Source organism: Streptomyces sp. NPDC107538 (assembly GCF_055657445.1).
In genome coordinates, this window is record NZ_JBVKAY010000005.1 from 398,113 (window position 1) to 414,579 (window position 16,467).

General features: G+C 71.5%; 12 protein-coding genes. 6 read left to right on the forward strand and 6 right to left on the reverse strand.

Translation table 11 applies throughout. The features are described from left to right. Positions 1-118 precede the first annotated feature (118 nt). Positions 119-1,000 (reverse strand): formyltetrahydrofolate deformylase, encoded by an 882-nt coding sequence (gene purU / locus ACZ7MG_RS20170; protein ID WP_471393420.1) that lies wholly within the window; start codon positions 998-1,000, stop codon positions 119-121. A gap of 117 nt (positions 1,001-1,117) precedes the next feature. Then, entirely contained in the window at positions 1,118-1,618 is a 501-nt protein-coding gene (locus ACZ7MG_RS20175; RefSeq protein WP_471393418.1) for an SCO4402 family protein, read from the reverse strand. Positions 1,619-1,746: 128 nt separating this feature from the next. Between ACZ7MG_RS20175 and ACZ7MG_RS20180 the strand changes: the two genes are divergently transcribed. After that, a complete protein-coding gene (locus ACZ7MG_RS20180; protein WP_471393415.1) occupies positions 1,747-3,051 on the forward strand; it encodes an ABC transporter substrate-binding protein in 1,305 nt (434 codons plus the stop codon). Positions 3,052-3,215: 164 nt separating this feature from the next. On the opposite strand, the gene ACZ7MG_RS20185 is transcribed toward ACZ7MG_RS20180, so the two are convergent. Both ACZ7MG_RS20185 and ACZ7MG_RS20190 read right to left on the reverse strand, forming a co-directional pair. Beyond that, positions 3,216-4,928 (reverse strand): hypothetical protein, encoded by a 1,713-nt coding sequence (locus ACZ7MG_RS20185; protein ID WP_471393412.1) that lies wholly within the window; start codon positions 4,926-4,928, stop codon positions 3,216-3,218. A 163-nt stretch (positions 4,929-5,091) separates the two neighbouring features. Next, positions 5,092-6,474, reverse strand: coding sequence for a transcriptional regulator (locus tag ACZ7MG_RS20190; protein WP_471393409.1), 1,383 nt, complete (start codon positions 6,472-6,474; stop codon positions 5,092-5,094). A gap of 304 nt (positions 6,475-6,778) precedes the next feature. On the opposite strand from ACZ7MG_RS20190, the gene ACZ7MG_RS20195 reads away from it, so the two are divergent. The 3 genes from ACZ7MG_RS20195 to ACZ7MG_RS20205 all read left to right on the forward strand — a co-directional run bounded on the left by ACZ7MG_RS20195 (position 6,779) and on the right by ACZ7MG_RS20205 (position 10,978). After that, positions 6,779-7,462: a bifunctional DNA primase/polymerase gene (locus ACZ7MG_RS20195; protein WP_471393406.1), complete on the forward strand. Its 684-nt coding sequence runs from the start codon at positions 6,779-6,781 to the stop codon at positions 7,460-7,462. Between the two features lie 223 nt (positions 7,463-7,685). After that, on the forward strand, positions 7,686-8,402 hold the full coding sequence (locus ACZ7MG_RS20200) for a DUF6333 family protein (RefSeq protein WP_471393403.1): 717 nt from the start codon (positions 7,686-7,688) through the stop codon (positions 8,400-8,402). A gap of 203 nt (positions 8,403-8,605) precedes the next feature. Next, the gene (locus tag ACZ7MG_RS20205; protein ID WP_471393400.1) at positions 8,606-10,978 is read left to right on the forward strand and encodes a hypothetical protein; all 2,373 of its coding nucleotides are present in this window, start codon (positions 8,606-8,608) and stop codon (positions 10,976-10,978) included. 120 nt (positions 10,979-11,098) lie between these two features. Here the strand turns inward: ACZ7MG_RS20205 and ACZ7MG_RS20210 are convergent, their stop codons facing one another. Together ACZ7MG_RS20210 and ACZ7MG_RS20215 are read right to left on the reverse strand one after the other, a co-directional pair. Continuing rightward, positions 11,099-11,956 carry an alpha/beta fold hydrolase gene (locus ACZ7MG_RS20210; protein WP_471393397.1) on the reverse strand — a complete coding sequence of 286 codons (858 nt, stop codon included), beginning with the start codon at positions 11,954-11,956 and terminating at the stop codon, positions 11,099-11,101. Positions 11,957-12,831: 875 nt separating this feature from the next. Further along, positions 12,832-13,524: a metal-dependent transcriptional regulator gene (locus ACZ7MG_RS20215; protein WP_033525889.1), complete on the reverse strand. Its 693-nt coding sequence runs from the start codon at positions 13,522-13,524 to the stop codon at positions 12,832-12,834. 446 nt (positions 13,525-13,970) lie between these two features. Here ACZ7MG_RS20215 and ACZ7MG_RS20220 point away from each other — a divergent pair, with 446 nt between their 5' ends. Both ACZ7MG_RS20220 and ACZ7MG_RS20225 read left to right on the forward strand, forming a co-directional pair. Continuing rightward, on the forward strand, positions 13,971-14,732 hold the full coding sequence (locus ACZ7MG_RS20220; RefSeq protein WP_471389121.1) for an SIS domain-containing protein: 762 nt from the start codon (positions 13,971-13,973) through the stop codon (positions 14,730-14,732). Between the two features lie 212 nt (positions 14,733-14,944). After that, positions 14,945-16,444: a PAS domain-containing protein gene (locus ACZ7MG_RS20225; protein WP_471389118.1), complete on the forward strand. Its 1,500-nt coding sequence runs from the start codon at positions 14,945-14,947 to the stop codon at positions 16,442-16,444. The last annotated feature ends 23 nt before the right edge of the window (positions 16,445-16,467 follow it).

A 16,467-nucleotide genomic window follows, 5' to 3' on the forward strand; every position in this document is an offset into this window, starting at 1 on the left:
GCGCGGGGCTGTATCAATCTGCGGCTCCGCCGCGTGGGCGCGACAAACCACGACGAACCCGCACCCGCCACACGACAGACGCCCCCGAGCTACTAGGCGCCCCAGCCCGGCGGAGCCCCTACGCGAAAACGACCGTCCGCCGCCCGTTCAGCAAAATCCTCCGCTCCGCATGCCACTTCACGGCCCGCGCCAGCGCCTGGCACTCCACGTCCCGCCCGACCGCGACCAGCCCCTCGGGCGTCACCCCGTGCCCCACCCGCTCGACCTCCTGCTCGATGATCGGCCCTTCGTCGAGGTCGGCGGTGACATAGTGCGCGGTCGCCCCGATCAGCTTCACGCCCCGCGTGTGCGCCTGGTGGTACGGCTTCGCGCCCTTGAAGCTCGGCAGGAAGGAGTGGTGGATGTTGATGATGCGGCCGCTCAGCTGCTTGCAGAGGTCGTCGGAGAGGACCTGCATATAGCGGGCCAGCACCACCAGCTCGACATTCTCCTCACGCACCAGCTCCAGCAGCCGCGCCTCCGCCTCGGCCTTGGTCTCCTTGGTCACCGGGATGTGGTGGAAGGGGATGTCGTACGACCCCACCAGCTCGGCGAAGTCGGTGTGGTTGGAGACCACGGCCGCCACCTCCACCGGCAGCGCCCCGATGCTCGCCCGGAAGAGCAGATCGTTCAGGCAGTGGCCGAACTTGCTGACCATGAGGACGATGCGCATCTTCTCGTCGGCCCGGTTGATCTGCCAGTCCATCCGGAAGGAGTCACCGATCGCCGCGAAGCTGGCCCGCAGCTTCTCCACGTTCACCGGAGCCTCAGCCGAGAAGTGGACGCGCATGAAGAACAGACCCGTGTCGTGGTCGCCGAACTGCTGGCTGTCCTCGATGTTGCCGCCGGTCATGAAGAGATAGCTCGACACGGCGTGCACGATTCCCGGCTTGTCCGGGCAGGCGAGGGTGAGGACGTACTGGTCGGCGGGCGCCGCGGCTCGGGTGGACTGCTCGTTCATGCCCGACAGGGTCCCATATGGCCTACCCATGTCGGCAATCGTCCCGAACCCCGGACCCCGGACCCCGGACCCCGGACCACGCGGGCCCAGCCCCCACCCGAGCCCGGCGCTACGCGCCTACGCCGCCCTCGTCATGATCCGCAGCACCTCCAGCGTGCGCGGCGCTGTGTCCGGCTCCTCCCCGTCGCTCACCGAGAGGCGGACGTGGGCCTCCCGGGCGGCGCGGACGGCCTCGGGCCAGGCGTCGTGGTCGAGATACGCGGAGACGGGCGCGTCCGGGCCGACCTGGTGCATGATCCGCAGGACGCGCAGGACGGCGGTGTCCACGAGGGCCGCCTCCTGGGCGTCACGGAAGATCGTGCCCACGTACTTCTCGGCGGACCAGTTGTCCAGCCAGGTGTCCTCGACCAGGCGGTACACGGCGTCGGTGACGTCCCCGTACCCGTCGACACCGGCCAGCCAGACGTCTCGCTGGAACGCGGGGTCCGAGAGCATGTGCAGCGCGGAGCGCACATTGCTGCGCCAGCGCCACCACGGCATGTCGTTCAGTGGCATGCCGCCCATGGTGGATGAGCGACGCCCGCGACGGGAAGGGGTCTCCGGACCTTGGACGGTCATCGATCGTGCGTTCCTCTCTGAAACCACTCGAAAATAGGATCGTAGCTCTTTGCTATTCACCTCCACGTCACCTCACGTTGACCACCCGTCACGCCCGGGTTGGTGATGTGGCGGAATCGTGCGGAGCCATGACCGGCTTGAAGGCACGACGGACCCCTCCGACCACAGGACCAGCCAAGGGCCTCATCAAAGGCCTGGTCAGAGCCACCACGCTGGCGGCGTGTGCCTCACTCGTCGTCGGGTGCGGGGTCATCCCTGGAGCCACGGGGGGTTCCGGGGACGGCCCCGTCACCATCATGACCTGGGCACCGGAGAAGACGGCCGCCACCAACAAGCCCGGCATGCCCGCCATGGCGAAGGCGTACGCCCGCTGGGTCAACGCCAACGGGGGCATCAACGGCCACGAGCTGAAGATCCTCACCTGCAACGACCGCAACCAGACCGTGAGCGCCGCGAAGTGCGCCCGGCGCGCCGCCGACGAGAACGTCACCGCCGTCGTCGGGTCCTACAGCCAGCACGGCCGCTCCTTCCTCGCCCCGCTGGAGTCGGCGGGCATCCCGTACATCGGCGGCTACGGCGTCACCGACGACGAGTTCGCCAGCGCGCTGTCCTACCCGGTCAACGGCGGTCAGGCCGCCCTCATGGCCGGCCTCGGCGAGCAGCTCGCCAAGGCCTGTGGTCCGGTCGCCCTGGTCCGGCCCGACTCGATCGCCGGCGACCAGCTGCCGCTGCTGCTGGACTCCGGGCTGCGGTCCGGGGGGCACGACAAGTCCGAGGACCAGTTGGCGGCCGAGGACGCGACCGAGTACGGGGAGCACGCCCGGGAGGCGCTGCGGCGGGCCAGTACCGACCCGGCCGGCGAGGGCTGTGTGGTGCCCGCGCTGGGCGACCGCACCTTCACCTTCATGGACTCCTTCCGCCGGGACCGCGAGGACTACCCGAACGTGCGCACCGGGACCGTGCTCGGCAGCGTCGACCAGACGGTGATCGACGCGACCGGCGGCAAGTCGGGGCCGTACGAGGGGGCGTACGTCACCGGCTGGTACCCGGTGGAGAAGGACAAGCGGTGGGATCAGATGAAGAAGGTGATCCAGGAGCACGCGTTCGACGACAACCGGATCGACCCGGCGGATCCGGGTGTGCAGACCACGTGGATCGCGTACACCGTGCTGACGGCGGCCATCGAGAAGATCGGCGACGGCGAGGTCACCTCCCAGGCGATCCGCCGCGTCCTCGACGCCGGCCTGAAGGTGGACACGGGCGGCCTCACCCCGCCCCTCAGCTGGCGCTTCGAGGACCTCATCGCCTCCGCCGGCTTCCCCCGCCTCATCAACCCCGAGGTCACCTTCCAGGTGGTCCGCAAGGGCCAACTCGTCGCCGCCCGCCGGGGCTTCGTCGACGTGGAGAAAACTCTGGTGGAGGCGGAAGGCTGACCCCGCGCCCCCGAAGACAGGCCCGCAGGGCCGCGCCTTCAGGGCCGCGGGGAACTGCGCCGGTCAAGACTGGCCCGCAGGGCCGTCTTGAGGGGCGCGGGGAACTGCGCGAGAAGCCCCACCGGACCCGCGGCCGACCGACGACCCAGGAAGCCCCCTGACGGCTACAGCTGGACCGACTGGCGCTCGGTCAGACCGTACGTCGTGGCGATCTTGTTCCACAGCGCGGCGGCCTTGTTCTTCTCCGCACTCGCCGTACCGCTGGCCTGGTTCCCGGCCTGCGTCTGCCCCGTGGAACGGGCCTGACCCTTCTTGCAGCCCTTCTTCCCGGCGGCCTGGTCGGCCCACGCGGCGTAGTGGTTGTCGGCGGCGGCCGAGGCCTCCCAGGCCTTGGTGAGCGACGTGGTCAGCGCCTCGTGGTCGGGCAGCTTGTCCACGGACAGCCCGCCGAGCCGGGTGACCAGGTCCTCGCGCTGCTTCGCCGCGTCCCGCAGATCGGTGGCGGCCTGCCCCAGGTTGGTGCACGCCCTGATGTTCGCGACCGCCTTGATCACACTGCTCCGGCTGTCACCGCTGTCCGCCAGCAGCTGGTCCAGCGCGACCGCCTGCGCCTTCGCCGGGTCCGCCGACGCGGACTCCGACTCCTCGGCGCCCCCGGTCGCCGCCACGGGCTTGTTGTCGGTCGGCGCGGAGTCGTCCCCGGACCCGGCCATCAGCGCTCCCGCGCCGATCCCGAGCACGGCGATCCCCACCCCGACGAGCGCGATGAGCGGCACCCGCGATCTCTTACGACCGCCGCCGCCTCCGTGGTCGCTGTCCCGTCTCGCGGAAGCCCGCCCGCCGTGACCGCCGTGCCCGCCGTGGCCTCCATGACCGCCGGGGCCTCCGTGACCGCCGGGGCCGTGCGGTGGCTGCGGGGGGGAGTACCCGGCATCGATCTTCGGCAGGTGCTGGGTGGCCCCGGGGGCGCCCCCGGGGCCCGCCTCGTTCCGGAAGAGGCTGTCGAACACGTCCGGCTGCTGCTGCGGCGGCGGCGCCTGCCGCCCCGGAGCACCGTACGGCTGCGGCTGCGGCTGGCCCTGCGGCTGCCCGGCCACCGGCGGTATGTACTGCGTGGCCTGCGCGTCCGGATCCCCGGCGGGCGCCCCGGGCATGGGCGGGGCGGTGTGCGCGGCCGGCGGCAGGGGCCCGGCGCCGTGGTCCGGCACCCGGCCCAGATACGTCGTCGCCTCCGCCGACGCCTCCGGCGGCAGCGCGCCCGGCCCGACCGGCGGCAGGAACTGGGTGGCGGCCTCGGCGTGGGGCGCCTGAGGGACCGGCGGGATGTACTGCGTCGCCCCTTCGTCCACCGGCATCGCCCCGGCGGCCGGCACATACGGGATGTACTGGGTGGCGCCCTCGTCCACGGGCGGCAGCGGCGCGCTCTGCGGCGGCTGCGACGGAGCTTCGGCCGACGGCAGCGCCACCTCACCCGCGACCGGCGGCAACGGCGCGCCCGAGCCCGCCCCGCCGTACCCCTCGCTCCCGTACGACGCCCCCTGCGCCCCCTCGGGAGGCAGCGGCAACCCGCCCTGGGTGCCGTGCGCGCCGTACCCGCCCGGCGTGCCGTACGGGTCGTGCGCCCCCTGGCCGCCCCACTCCGGCGCGGACGGTTGTGCGGGCGGCGCGCTGTTCCACGGGTCGGCGGGCGGCTGGGCGGGGGCCGGGGCGCTCTCGGCGCCCCACTGCTGCTGGTCCCACGGCTGGACCGGGGCCGGCGGCAGCGGCGCCGGCGGCAGATCGCTCGGATGGAGCGGCGCCCCACCGTCCGAGGGCAGCACGATGCCTTCGCGCGCGGTCCGCGCCGAGGGCTCCTCGCCCTGTCCACTCTGCGTCACCGAGACTCCTACGAATGGGGGACTTGTGGAATCGTCGCCTCACGCTACCGGTTCCCCAAAAACCCCCGAGCACCACCCGCGCCCCAAAGGGGCGCGGGGAACTGCGCGAGAACCCCCACCGAACCCGCGGCCGCGAGCCACCGGAAGCCCCCACCCCGGGGCGTTACGCAGCCTGAAGATCCATCCGCGCCCCGAACTCCCGCACCACCGCCTCCTCCCGGAACGGCTCCAACCGCTGCTGGAAGTCCTCCAGATACTCGGCTCCCCGATTCGACCGCAACGACCCCAGAAGCTCCACAGCCTTGGTCCCCGTGTGACAGGCCTGCTCCACCTCCCGCTGCTGCACCTGCGCCGTGGCGAGCAGCACATACCCGATCGCCCGCCGCCGCGCCCGCGACTGCGGATGCTTGGCGAGCGACTCCTCGGCCCGCCGGGCCGCCGCCTCCGCCTGCCCGAGATCCCGGTGGCAGTGCGCCAACTCGTCGGCGAGATAGGCCTCGTCGAAGTGCTTGATCCACGCCGGGTCGTCCCCGGACGACGGATCCGCCGCCTCCAGCGCCTCCACGGCCCGCCCCGCCGCCGTCTGCGCCGCGCGCGCGTCGCCCATCAGCGCGTGCCCGCGCGCCTCCGCGGCGTGGAACATCGACTCCGCCCGGGGCGTGGACCGGCCCCGCGCCCCTTCCTGCGCCGCGCGCGCCAACTGAGCGATCTCCCGCGGGTTGCCGAGCTGCGCGGCGAGGTGGCTCATGGACGCGGCGAGGACGTATCCGCCGTACGTCCGGTCGCCCGCGGCCTGGGCGAGGCGGAGCGCCTGGATGTAGTACCGCTGGGCGAGGCCGGGCTGCCCGGTGTCGACGGCCATGTACCCGGCGAGTTCGGTCAGCCGGGCGACCGCGGCGAACAACTCCCGCCCCACCGCCTCCCGGTAGGAGCCGGCCAGCAGCCCCGAGACGACGCTGTTGAGGTAGTGCACGACGACCGGCCGTACATGCCCGCTGCCGTACTGGTGGTCGAGGTCGACGAGGGCCTGGGTCATCGCGCGCACGGCGTCCACGTCGGCCAGTCCCACCCGGGGCCCCGCCGAGCGGGCCACCTGGGAGTCGGGCGCGGAGATCAGCCAGTCCCGGCTGGGCTCGACCAGCGCGGAGGCGGCCACGGACGACCCGGAGAGGAAGTCCCGCCGTCCCACGTCGCTGCGCCACAGCTCACAGACCTGCTCGATGGCACCCAGCACCGTCGGCGAGAACTGCAGACCGACCCCGGACGCGAGGTTCTTGCCGTTGGCCATGCCGATCTCGTCGATCGTGACCGTACGGCCCAGCTTGCGGCCGAGGGCCTCGGCGATGATCGCGGGCGCCCGGCCCCGCGGCTGCTGTCCCCGCAGCCAGCGGGCCACCGACGTCTTGTCGTAACGCAGGTCGAGTCCGTGCTCCGCGCCGCACATGTTGACCCGACGGGCCAGCCCCGCGTTCGAGCAGCCCGCTTCCTGGATGAGCGCCTGCAGTCGTTCGTTCGGCTGCCTGGCGACGAGCGGCCTTGCGGCCATGGCGTACCCCCTGTGGCTGTGGTGCCTTGCCCACGCACCGAGTTGACGTGTCTTCAGCGACCGGATCGCCTCGCATACGTGTACCCATGCATCGAAAAGATCCGGCCTCGAAGATCAATGCCCCGCCGACATACCGAAGATGCGAGACATGCCAGGATTGCCGGGGTAAACACGGATGCTGTACCCCACACGTGGCTACCCGGCTCACTCCGTGATCCCTCCCGCGCGCCCCCGGCCATGCACCCATGCGCCCCGGCCCCGTTGACGATGCTCTCCCCCGCGCATGTGACTTCCGTAACCCCTGATGACCGCTAGAGTTGTGTTCATCGTGGAAGAGACCATCGCGGGCCCTGAAGCTGCCCAAATCCCGAAGCAGCGCGGCGAATCGCTGCTGGACACCGCCGTTCGATACGCCGAAGAGCGCCACTGGGACGTGTTCCCCGGCACTTGGCTGGAAGCCGTCGACGGGGTGCAGATCTGCTCCTGCGGCAACGCCGCGTGTGCCACCCCCGGCGCGCACCCGGCGCGCGAGGACTGGGCGACCCAGGCGACAGGCAGTGCGACCGTCGCACGCCGTCTGTGGTCGAAGCAGCCGAGCGCGTCGATCCTGCTGCCGACCGGCCATACGTTCGACACGATCGACGTTCCCGAGACCGCGGGACTGCTGGCGCTGGCCCGGATGGAACGCATGGAGCTGACCCTCGGTCCGGTGACCTGGACGCCGGACCGGCGGATGCACTTCTTCGTACTGCCCGGCGCGTCGGTCAAAGTCCCGGACCTGGTACGGAAGTTGGGCTGGTCGCCGCTGGCGCTCGACCTCAAGGCGCTCGGTGAGGGCGAGTTCGTCGCGGCACCGCCGACGCGGTACGGGTCGCGGGGGGCCGTGCAGTGGGCCCGCCGACCCACGCCGGCGAACCGATGGCTGCCGGACGCGGAGGAACTGATCTCTCCGCTCGCCTATGCGTGTGGGCGGGACGGGCGTCGGTAGCGCGTCGGTAGCGCTCCGGGTGGGGGCTGCGGGTCGGTTTCGCGGCTGCGGGTAGGTCGTCGTGGTCGGTCACCGGACTGCTCCGCCCCGATGGGGGTCCGTGAAGGTCGACGAGCCGTTCGAGGACGTCGACCCCGAACAGCCGCCGCTACGCACCCCGCAGGCCGAGGTTCCGCGCACTTCCCCCACATCTCCGACACCCCTCGTCTCTAGGGTGACCGGCATGACTGAGGACAGTTTCTGGAGTGTCGACGAGGATCAGGACGTCGTCCGGTACGGGGAGTTCTCCCTGACCGTCGTGCGGGCGCCGTTCCCGGGTGGGGCGGGGACGGTCGATGCCCATGACCCGGAGCGGGCGCGGGAGTTCGTGGCGTCGTTCGGGACCGTGGACACCGTGCTCGGTGAACTCGGGGCCGTGAGCGCGACCGAAGCCCCCGATCTGGAGACGCGGGCGGATCTGGATGTCGTCCGGGTCGGGTGCTGGGGCGGGGTGACCGAGATCGTCGACCCGGCGCTCGGGAACGTCGGGGACGACTTCCCCGTGTGGGAGCAGGCGAAGGAGCTGCGGAAGCGGTATCCGGACGCGGCGGTGATCGGGGCGGCCACGGTCGAGCACGACTCCACGTACGGGGCGTGGGCGATCCTGCATCCGGACGGGGCCGGGGTCTTCGCGGCGGGGTGGCACGGCGAGGGGGACTGGGACGTCGAGGGGGACGCGCGGGACGTCGTGGCGGCCTTCGGGATCGACGAGGAGAAGCTGGCGGAGGACGGCGTCGACCTCGACGACGACATCGAGGTGTTCGACTGGGACGGGCTCGCGCGGCTCGCGCTGGGCCGGGTCGCGCCGCTGAACCAGGAGGGCCGGACCGTGTCCGTGTTCCGGGTGCGGCACACCGAGGACGCCACCTTCGCCCTGGAGGAAACCTGGCTCGAAGGGTGAAGATCCCTTGACCGAGGAGTAAGGATTCGGCCCCGACGGGCAGTTGGGGCGTTTCGGTGACCAAATCGCCTATGTAAGTGGGCCGTTAGGTCGCTACGGTGCATGGCTTGGTGGCGGCGCCTCACAGAGCACGGGGGCCCCTGGCGTCCCACCGAGCACCGCACCGGACCTCTCCTCCGGGGCCCTCAGGGGGACTTACCGAAGTGACTCACCCGATAGCCCACACCGGGCGACGCCTCTGGGGCAGGATCGCGCTGGCCCTCACGGGCGCGAGCGTCCTGACCCTGACCGGGCTGCCCGGTCTGCCGCAGGACGCGGAGGCCGCGCCGAAGGCGGGCGTGCGCTGCGACGAGCTGTATCTGAAGCAGAAGTTCGCCAGGACGCCGGCGAACTCCGGGCCGCCGAGCGGCTCCACGCCGTACGACGCGGCACCGAACGACGAGAACTACACCTTCGACAACCCCGACAAGGCCTTCGACGGTCTGCGGCCGCCCACCGAGGCGCAGTTGAAGAAGGCGGGCAGCTCCAAGAAGGCCATCGCGAAGTGGAAGGCCGCCTACGCCACCTCGGGCAAGCCGGCCGACCGGGCGATGGAGATCTACGCCCGCTACAACGCGCAGCGCAACAAGACCACCGGCTACAAGGACTTCAACGACTACCTGCGGATCCGGATCATCGGGAACACCGGCAACCGGGTCAAGGGCGAGACGTTCGAGGCCCGGATGGTGAAGAAGTACAACATGGTCGGGCCGGACTGGTGGTGCCAGGACCCGATCCCGTACAAGGACCCGAAGACCGGGAAGACCAGATACCGGATCGTGGACTTCCGGGACCGGGTCGGCGACCGGAACATCGAGGGCAAGTCCAACGGCTCGATCCGCAACAACCAGTACGAGGCCGACCGGATCATCGCCCGCGACCCCAAGTACGCCAGGACCACGTTCCACACCATCACCGGCGCCAAGACCACCCAGGGCACCATCGACAAGATCAAGGCGTTCGACGACGAGCTGAAGCAGGCCCGCGGCACCAGCCGCACCCAGGCCGGTATCTGGGAACAGCGCTCCAACGGCATCGAGCGCACCAGCAAGCCGAACGTCTACACGAACTACGACAAGCGGTTCAACGCCGACCCCCTCAAGGGCGGACGCGGCCCGATCATCGACGAGGCCCTGCGCTCCGGCAAGACCCCGGAGGAGGCCAAGCGGCTGCAGAAGATGTACGACGCCAACAACGCCAAGGGCTACTTCGGCCGGCCCGGCGGCATCGACTTCTCCTCTCTGGAGATGAACTTCGTCGGGGAGCCCGTGAAGGGCAAGGGCCTCGACTACTCGATGAAGGCCGACTACGTGCCGGACCCGGAGAACAACCCGGGCTGGGGCGGCGACGCCAAGCTGACCATGGCCTCGGACTCGCTCTTCACCTGGCTCGCGCTCACCCCGGACAAGTTCTGGGTCAACCTCAACCCCGACCAGCCGTCCACGATCATGGACTCGCAGTTCGCGTCCACCGACGCCGGCCGGGTGCTGCTGGAGGCCGACCTCCAGCTCAAGCACGACTTCTTCAAGGCCCTGGACCCCAAGACCGAGACCGGCAAGCGGGCCTGGGACGGGATGGCCAAGCGCGACGGCTGGCCCTGCCTGCACTCCCTGCGCAACTGGATCGAGCCCGACACCGCGCAGGTCCGCGAGCAGGACGGCGGCATCTACATCCTCGACGCCCCGCTGAAGCTCCAGACCGAGCCGATGGACATCAGCACCCCCGGCCCCGGCGGCGCGGGCTGCGACCTGACCAAGGCCGAGACCGAGCAGAACGACCGCGTCCTGAAGAACACGATCGTCCCGCTGGTCGAGAAGTGGATCAACACCGGTTCCGACTACGCCGATCTGCGCCGCGTCTACACCTCCCGGGTCGCCGCCGAGTGGATCCGGCAGAAGGACCAGCAGTCGGCCACCGACTACCGGAAGATCATCAACAGCGACGACGTCAGCCGCTGGCCGCTGCGCGCCCCGAACCAGAACTGGAAGAAGACCGACGTCTACGACCGGTACGTCAAGATCTTCAAGGAGGGCGAGTTCAAGTACGAGATCAGCAACGGGCAGGACGTGTACGTCTACACCGTGGGCGGCGTCGACTTCTCCAAGTCGCCCAAGCGGAACGTCACCCGGGTGCAGTTCGACCTCGAACACCCCGGCCTGGACAAGACGACGAAGACCAGCGTCCAGGCCGTGACGACCTACCGGGACACCGACACCGTCTTCCTGGGCGGCAACAGCAACGGCACCCAGCCCGCCCCGGGCGACGAGGACCCGGCACCCGAGCCGACGCCCTCCGACTCGGACAAGCCGCGGCCGAGCGACCCGCCGTCGACCCCGGCGCCCGACCCGTCCCCGTCCACCCCCGGCGGCGGTGACGGGCAGTCCCCGCCGGCCAACCGGCCCGACCCGGACGGCGGCCTCGCCGACACCGGCTCCGGACTGCCCGTGGGCCTGCTCTCCGGCATCGCCGCGGCGGTCGTCGCGGCGGGCGGCGCGCTGGTGTGGTGGATGCGGCGCCGGAGGACCGCGGAGGGCTGAGCGACGCGGCGCGCGCGGCCGAGCCGTACGACGCGGAACGTACGACGCGGAGGGCCCCGGAGCGATTCGGGGCCCTTCTCCTTATGGTCCGGTCCGGTCCGGTCCTGGAAGGGGGCTCGCTCAGTCCGTGAAGCCGTCGAGGAACGGCTCTATCGCCGCGCGCCACGCGTCCGGCTGGTCGTAGTGGACGAGGTGGCCGGCGTCGGCGACCTCGGCGTACTGACCGTGGGGCAGGACGCGGACCATCTCCTGGGACTCGGCGCGGCCCAGCTCGCCGTCGAGGCCGCGGACGACGAGGGCGGGGCAGCGGACCTGGGTCAGCTCCTCCCAGTGCGCGTCGTACACCCACGTCTCGCGGGTCTTCAGCATCTGCTCGGGGTCGAAGACGGGCCGCCAGCCGTCGGGGCCCTCGTGCATGACCTCGGCGTAGAACTCGCCGCGGGACGGGCTCGGGCGTTCCACCCAGGGGTCGTCCTCGCCGAACCACTTGCGGACGTCGGCGAGGGTGGCGAACGGCAGCGGCCAGGCCTTGAACCAGTTCTCCCACTCGCGCTGCGAGGCGGCGCCGAGCGCGGAGGCCCGCATGTCGCAGACGATCAGACCGCGCACCAGGTCCGGGCGGCGGGCGGCCAGCTGCCAGGCGGTCAGTGCGCCCATGGCGTGGCCGATGAGGACCACCGGGGCGAGGCCCAGCTGCTCGACGGCGGCCTCGGCGTCGTCGACGTAGGCCTCACGGGTGTACGCGGCCTGCTCGGGCTTGGCGCTCTGGCCGTGGCCGCGCTGGTCCAGGGCGACGGCGCGGTGCCGTTCGGAGAGCCAGCGGGCGGTGGGGGCCCAGTGCGAGGCGCGGCCCATGAGGCCGTGCAATAACAGCACCCCGGGCCGGGGTTCGTGCTCGCCGGTCTTGGGCGGGTCGTCGAACTCCCAGGCGGCGAGACTCAGACCGCCGGCTCCTGTCACGTCGATGCGCCGCACCATTGGCACCCCCCAGACTCCCGCCCGGACCGCTCGCTCCCGCCTCTCGCTCCGCGCGTCGAGCCGGCCGGTCCACTCGTCCCAACTGCTGTCGTACCGCTGCTACCCCTGATACCCCTGAAACCGCCGATACCGCCGCCGATACCGCTGCCGATACCGCTGTCGCTTCCGCCGTGGCTCTCCGCTCGGACGGCGAGCACTTGTGTTACAGCGTGCATATCGGTTGACACGTTACGTGCGGGGCGCGCGCGTCGGTCAGGGTACGGGGCACGCGACGCCACGCCGCACACGTTATCGAATACACATTCGAAGATGCCGTTCCTGGCGGCAACACCCCTCGTTCGAGTGACCTCCCTCAAGGATTGCCCGCCGCAGCCGAGGGGAGATCTTCAACGGGAGGCGGACCGCTCGGGGAAAACGGTCCGAGGGGAATGACCCTGGGAGCTCGGGGCTCCGGGTCAGCACAGGGGAGGACAGGCCCCGGCGCCGCACGGCGCCGGGGCCCTCCCCATGTTCACGGCACATCCGCCCCGCCCCCTCCCCTACCACCGGAGATCGCCGTCTCGGGCGGCCAAGAGCCCCTCAGGTCATATGCCTCACGCGCAAGCCTCGCACGCGAACGGCCCGCGCGCTGCGATTCGGCGCACTGAATCTTCGATTGGCCGGGATCCCGGACGTGGACCCCAGTACGTCACAACTACCCCTCCCACACCGGGAGTTGGCGGGTGGTGCGAACATCCCGCGACACGTCTCGAACACCTGCCGACAAGGGGTGGCACGGGTGGCCACGGGGTGGTCGGATCCGGTCGGCGACGGGGGGTCGGCGAAGGGGGTCGCCGAGCGGCGTCGCGGACCGGGCCGGTCGGCCGGGGCGGCCGTCAGCGCTTGGCGACGAAGACGTGGGAGGCGACGTCCGCCTCCAGCTCCGCCGCCTCGCCGCCGCTGCCCACGAGGACCCCGCCGGCCGCCTCCGTCACGCTCACCACGGAACCGGGCTGCACGCCCGCGCGGCGCAGCGTGTACATCAGCTGGGCGTCCGTCTGGATGGGCTCGCCGATACGGCGTACGACGACGGTCTTGCCCTCCGTGCCCGGGTCGAGGTCCGCGAGCGACACCATGCCCTCGTCCAGGAAGGGGTCGGCGCCGTCCTTCTCGCCCAGCTCCTCCAGGCCCGGGATCGGATTGCCGTACGGCGACTCGGTGGGGTGGCGCAGCAGTTCGAGCACGCGGCGCTCGACCGCCTCGCTCATCACGTGCTCCCAGCGGCAGGCCTCCGCGTGGACCTGCTCCCACTCCAGGCCGATCACGTCGACGAGCAGACACTCCGCGAGGCGGTGCTTGCGCATGACGCGCGTCGCCAGCCGGCGGCCCTCCTCGGTCAGCTCCAGGTGGCGGTCGGCGGCGACGGACACCAGGCCGTCGCGCTCCATGCGCGCGACCGTCTGGCTCACCGTGGGTCCGCTCTGGTCGAGCCGCTCGGCGATCCGGGCGCGCATGGGGACCACACCTTCCTCCTCCAGCTCGAGGATGGTGCGGAGATACATCTCCGTCGTGTCGATCAGTCCGGACATACGTGCCCCTCGATGAGATTCAGCCGGAGGCTTTCGACGGCCCACACCGGCTTGCTGCGGCTTGCTGCGCTGGCCCTGGACTCAATTCTTACGCATCCGACTGACAACCGGGTGGTGGCGGGGGAACGACGGCGGTATGACTCCCGTCGGGTGGCCGATTTATGACGTGGTGAGCGTTATCGGGTGTCGGCGGTGGAGCTCGGGCGGTTCCGGTGCGTGGGCGGGTGCGGGTCCGGTGGGGCTTCTCGCGCAGTTCCCCGCGCCCCTTGAGGGCCTGCGGCCGCTCAGGGGCGAAAAGCACGGGGCGCAGCCCCTGCTTTTCAGGGGCGCGGGGAACTGCGCGACCAGCCCCCACCGGACCCGCGGCCATATTGACATCCCACTGGTCCAGACCACTAACGTGATCGGCGTCACTCAGGACTCGGTGAGGATGAAGGGGTCGGCACATGGGGCTGGACGGCGGCGCGGCAGGCGGGCGGTTTCTCGACGCGGCGATCGGGCTGCTGGAGCGCGTGCGGGACGAGGAGGCGGAGGCCGTCGCCGCGGCCGGGGAGCTGATCGCGGAGACGGTCGCCGAAGGGGGCCGGCTGTTCGCGTTCGGGGCCGGACACTCCTCGCTCGCCGCCCAGGACCTCGTCTACCGGGCCGGCGGCCTCGCCCTGATGAACCTGCTGGCCGTCCCCGGCGCGGTCGGCGTAGACGTCCGCCCCGCCACCCTCGGCTCCGCGCTGGAGCGGGTCGACGGCCTGGCCACCGCCGTGCTCGACACCAGCCCCCTGCGCGCCGGCGACCTGCTCGTGATCATCTCGCTCTCCGGCCGCAACGCCCTGCCCGTGGAGATGGCCGCCCACGCCCGGGAGCTGGGCGTGAAGGTCATCGGCGTCACCTCCGTCGCGTACGCCACCGAGACCGAATCCCGCCACTCCTCCGGCACCTTCCTCAAGGACCACTGCGACCTCGTCCTCGACTCGAAGATCGCGGTCGGCGACGCGGAACTCACCCTCGACACCATCCCCGCCCCCTTCGCCCCGGCCTCCACCGTCGTCACCTCCGCGATCCTCCAGTCGGTCATGGCCACCGCCGCCGCGTCCCTCGCGGACCGGGGCATCGAGCCGCCGCTGCTGCGCTCCGGCAACGTCGACGGCGGGCTCGCCTGGAACGACCGGGTGATGCGGGAGTACGGAGATCGGATCTTCTACCTGCGCTGACTGAGTCGCCGGGGACGTGGGAACGTTGAGAAGGGAGAGGCAGGGCGAGGAAAGGTGAGCCGGAAATCCGGCGTACAACGATTTCGTCCAAATCTTGCGTGAACCAGATGTGGGCTGGGTCACGTTCGAGTTGAATGATGACCAGTGAGCGAACCGACGCGCCGTGCATGCCGCCGTACATGCGGACGCAACGCAGCCTGGAGGGGGTTCAGGTGAGTGCTTCCCGGCGTGGCGGGGCCACCGACGAGCTCGGGCCCGACAAGCCCGAGCGGGACGGTCCGAAGAACATGGGCAGCGAGGACACCGAGAACATCGAGGACATCGAGGGCACGGTGAACACCGAGGACACCGAAGGCACCGAGGACTCCATGGACTCCGCGGACCCCGGCGGCTCGGATCTGCTCGCCGCACTCCTCGACGGCATGGACGCGGCCCTGTGCGCCTTCGACGCCGACGGCGTCGTCACCCACTGGAACCGCGAGGCCGAACGCATCCTCGGCTGGAGCGCGGAGGAGGCCGTCGGCCGCCGGGGCTTCGCCGGCTGGGCCGTACGGACCGCCGACGCCGAGGAGGTCGAGGGGCGGCTGATGGCCGCCATGCACGCCAGCGGCCGGCAGGTGCACGAGTTCGCCCTGGTCACCAAGGACGGCGGCCGGGTCCTGGTGCGCACCCAGTCCGCCGCCGTACGCGGACCCGACGGCAAGCCCGCCGGGCTGTACTGCGCCTTCAGCGAGGTCCACGCGCAGATCGACCTCGAACGGTCCATCGCCCTCAGCGAGGCCCTCTTCGAGGACGCGTCCTGGGGCGTCGTCCTCGTCGACGCCGACCTGCGCCCCGCCGTCGTCAACGCGCACGCCGCCCGCTCGCTCGGCATCGGCCGTACGGCGGTCCTCGGACGCCCCCTCGGCGAACTGCTCGCCCAGGGCTCCGAGGAACTGGAGAGCGCCCTCACCCATGTCCTCGCCGAGGGCGCGCCGCCCGCGCCCGCCGAGATCTGGGTCGGCGTCCGCACCCCCGACGGCGAGCGGCGCCGCTGCTGGCGCAGCGGCTTCCTGAGGCTCGCCTCGCCCCTCGCCGAGGAACCGGTCCCGCTCGGCGTCGGCTGGCTCTTCCAGGACATCACCGAGGCCAAACAGACCGAGCAGGAGGCGGCCCAGCTCCGCTTCCGCGTCAACCAGCTGCACCGGGCCGCGCGGGCCGCCGCCGAGTGCGAGGATCCCGGGGAGGCCGCCACGGTCCACCTCGACTTCGCCCTGGCCGGTTTCGCCGACCACGCCCTCATCGACCGGGTCGCCGGTGGTTCCCTCACCGACGGCGAGGGCCCCGCCCGGCTCGTACGGGCCGCCGCCACCCCCTCCGGCCAGCCCGGCCCCAGCCACCTCGCCGGACACGCCGGCATCCCCGTCCGCTACGGGCCCGGCCACCCCGCCCTGCAGTGCGTGGAACGGGCGGGGTCGGTCCGCGCCAGCGCCGGTACGGCCACGGCGGAGGCGGCCCGCGAATGGGCCGCCGGCCGGCAGTGGCCCACGGACACCGTCCACGCCCTCTGCGCGGTCCTCCGCAGCCGCGGCCGCACCCTCGGCGTCGTCACCTTCCTCCGCGGCCCCGGCCGCACCCCCTTCGAACGCACGGACGCGACCTACGCCGAGGGCGTCGCCCTCCGCATCGCCTCCGCCCTGGACCTGGAGGCGCTGGAGAGGTCCTCGGAGTAGGCGGGGAGCGGGCCGGTCGGACG

Coding starts and splice junctions, on each gene's coding strand:
- ACZ7MG_RS20175 (WP_471393418.1), bottom strand. CDS start 1,618: ATGACCGTCCAAGGTCCGGAGACCCCTTCCCGTCGCGGGCGTCGCTCA.
- purU (WP_471393420.1), bottom strand. CDS start 1,000: ATGAACGAGCAGTCCACCCGAGCCGCGGCGCCCGCCGACCAGTACGTC.
- ACZ7MG_RS20195 (WP_471393406.1), top strand. CDS start 6,779: ATGACCGCTAGAGTTGTGTTCATCGTGGAAGAGACCATCGCGGGCCCT.
- ACZ7MG_RS20210 (WP_471393397.1), bottom strand. CDS start 11,956: ATGGTGCGGCGCATCGACGTGACAGGAGCCGGCGGTCTGAGTCTCGCC.
- ACZ7MG_RS20215 (WP_033525889.1), bottom strand. CDS start 13,524: ATGTCCGGACTGATCGACACGACGGAGATGTATCTCCGCACCATCCTC.
- ACZ7MG_RS20220 (WP_471389121.1), top strand. CDS start 13,971: ATGGGGCTGGACGGCGGCGCGGCAGGCGGGCGGTTTCTCGACGCGGCG.
- ACZ7MG_RS20200 (WP_471393403.1), top strand. CDS start 7,686: ATGACTGAGGACAGTTTCTGGAGTGTCGACGAGGATCAGGACGTCGTC.
- ACZ7MG_RS20190 (WP_471393409.1), bottom strand. CDS start 6,474: ATGGCCGCAAGGCCGCTCGTCGCCAGGCAGCCGAACGAACGACTGCAG.
- ACZ7MG_RS20180 (WP_471393415.1), top strand. CDS start 1,747: ATGACCGGCTTGAAGGCACGACGGACCCCTCCGACCACAGGACCAGCC.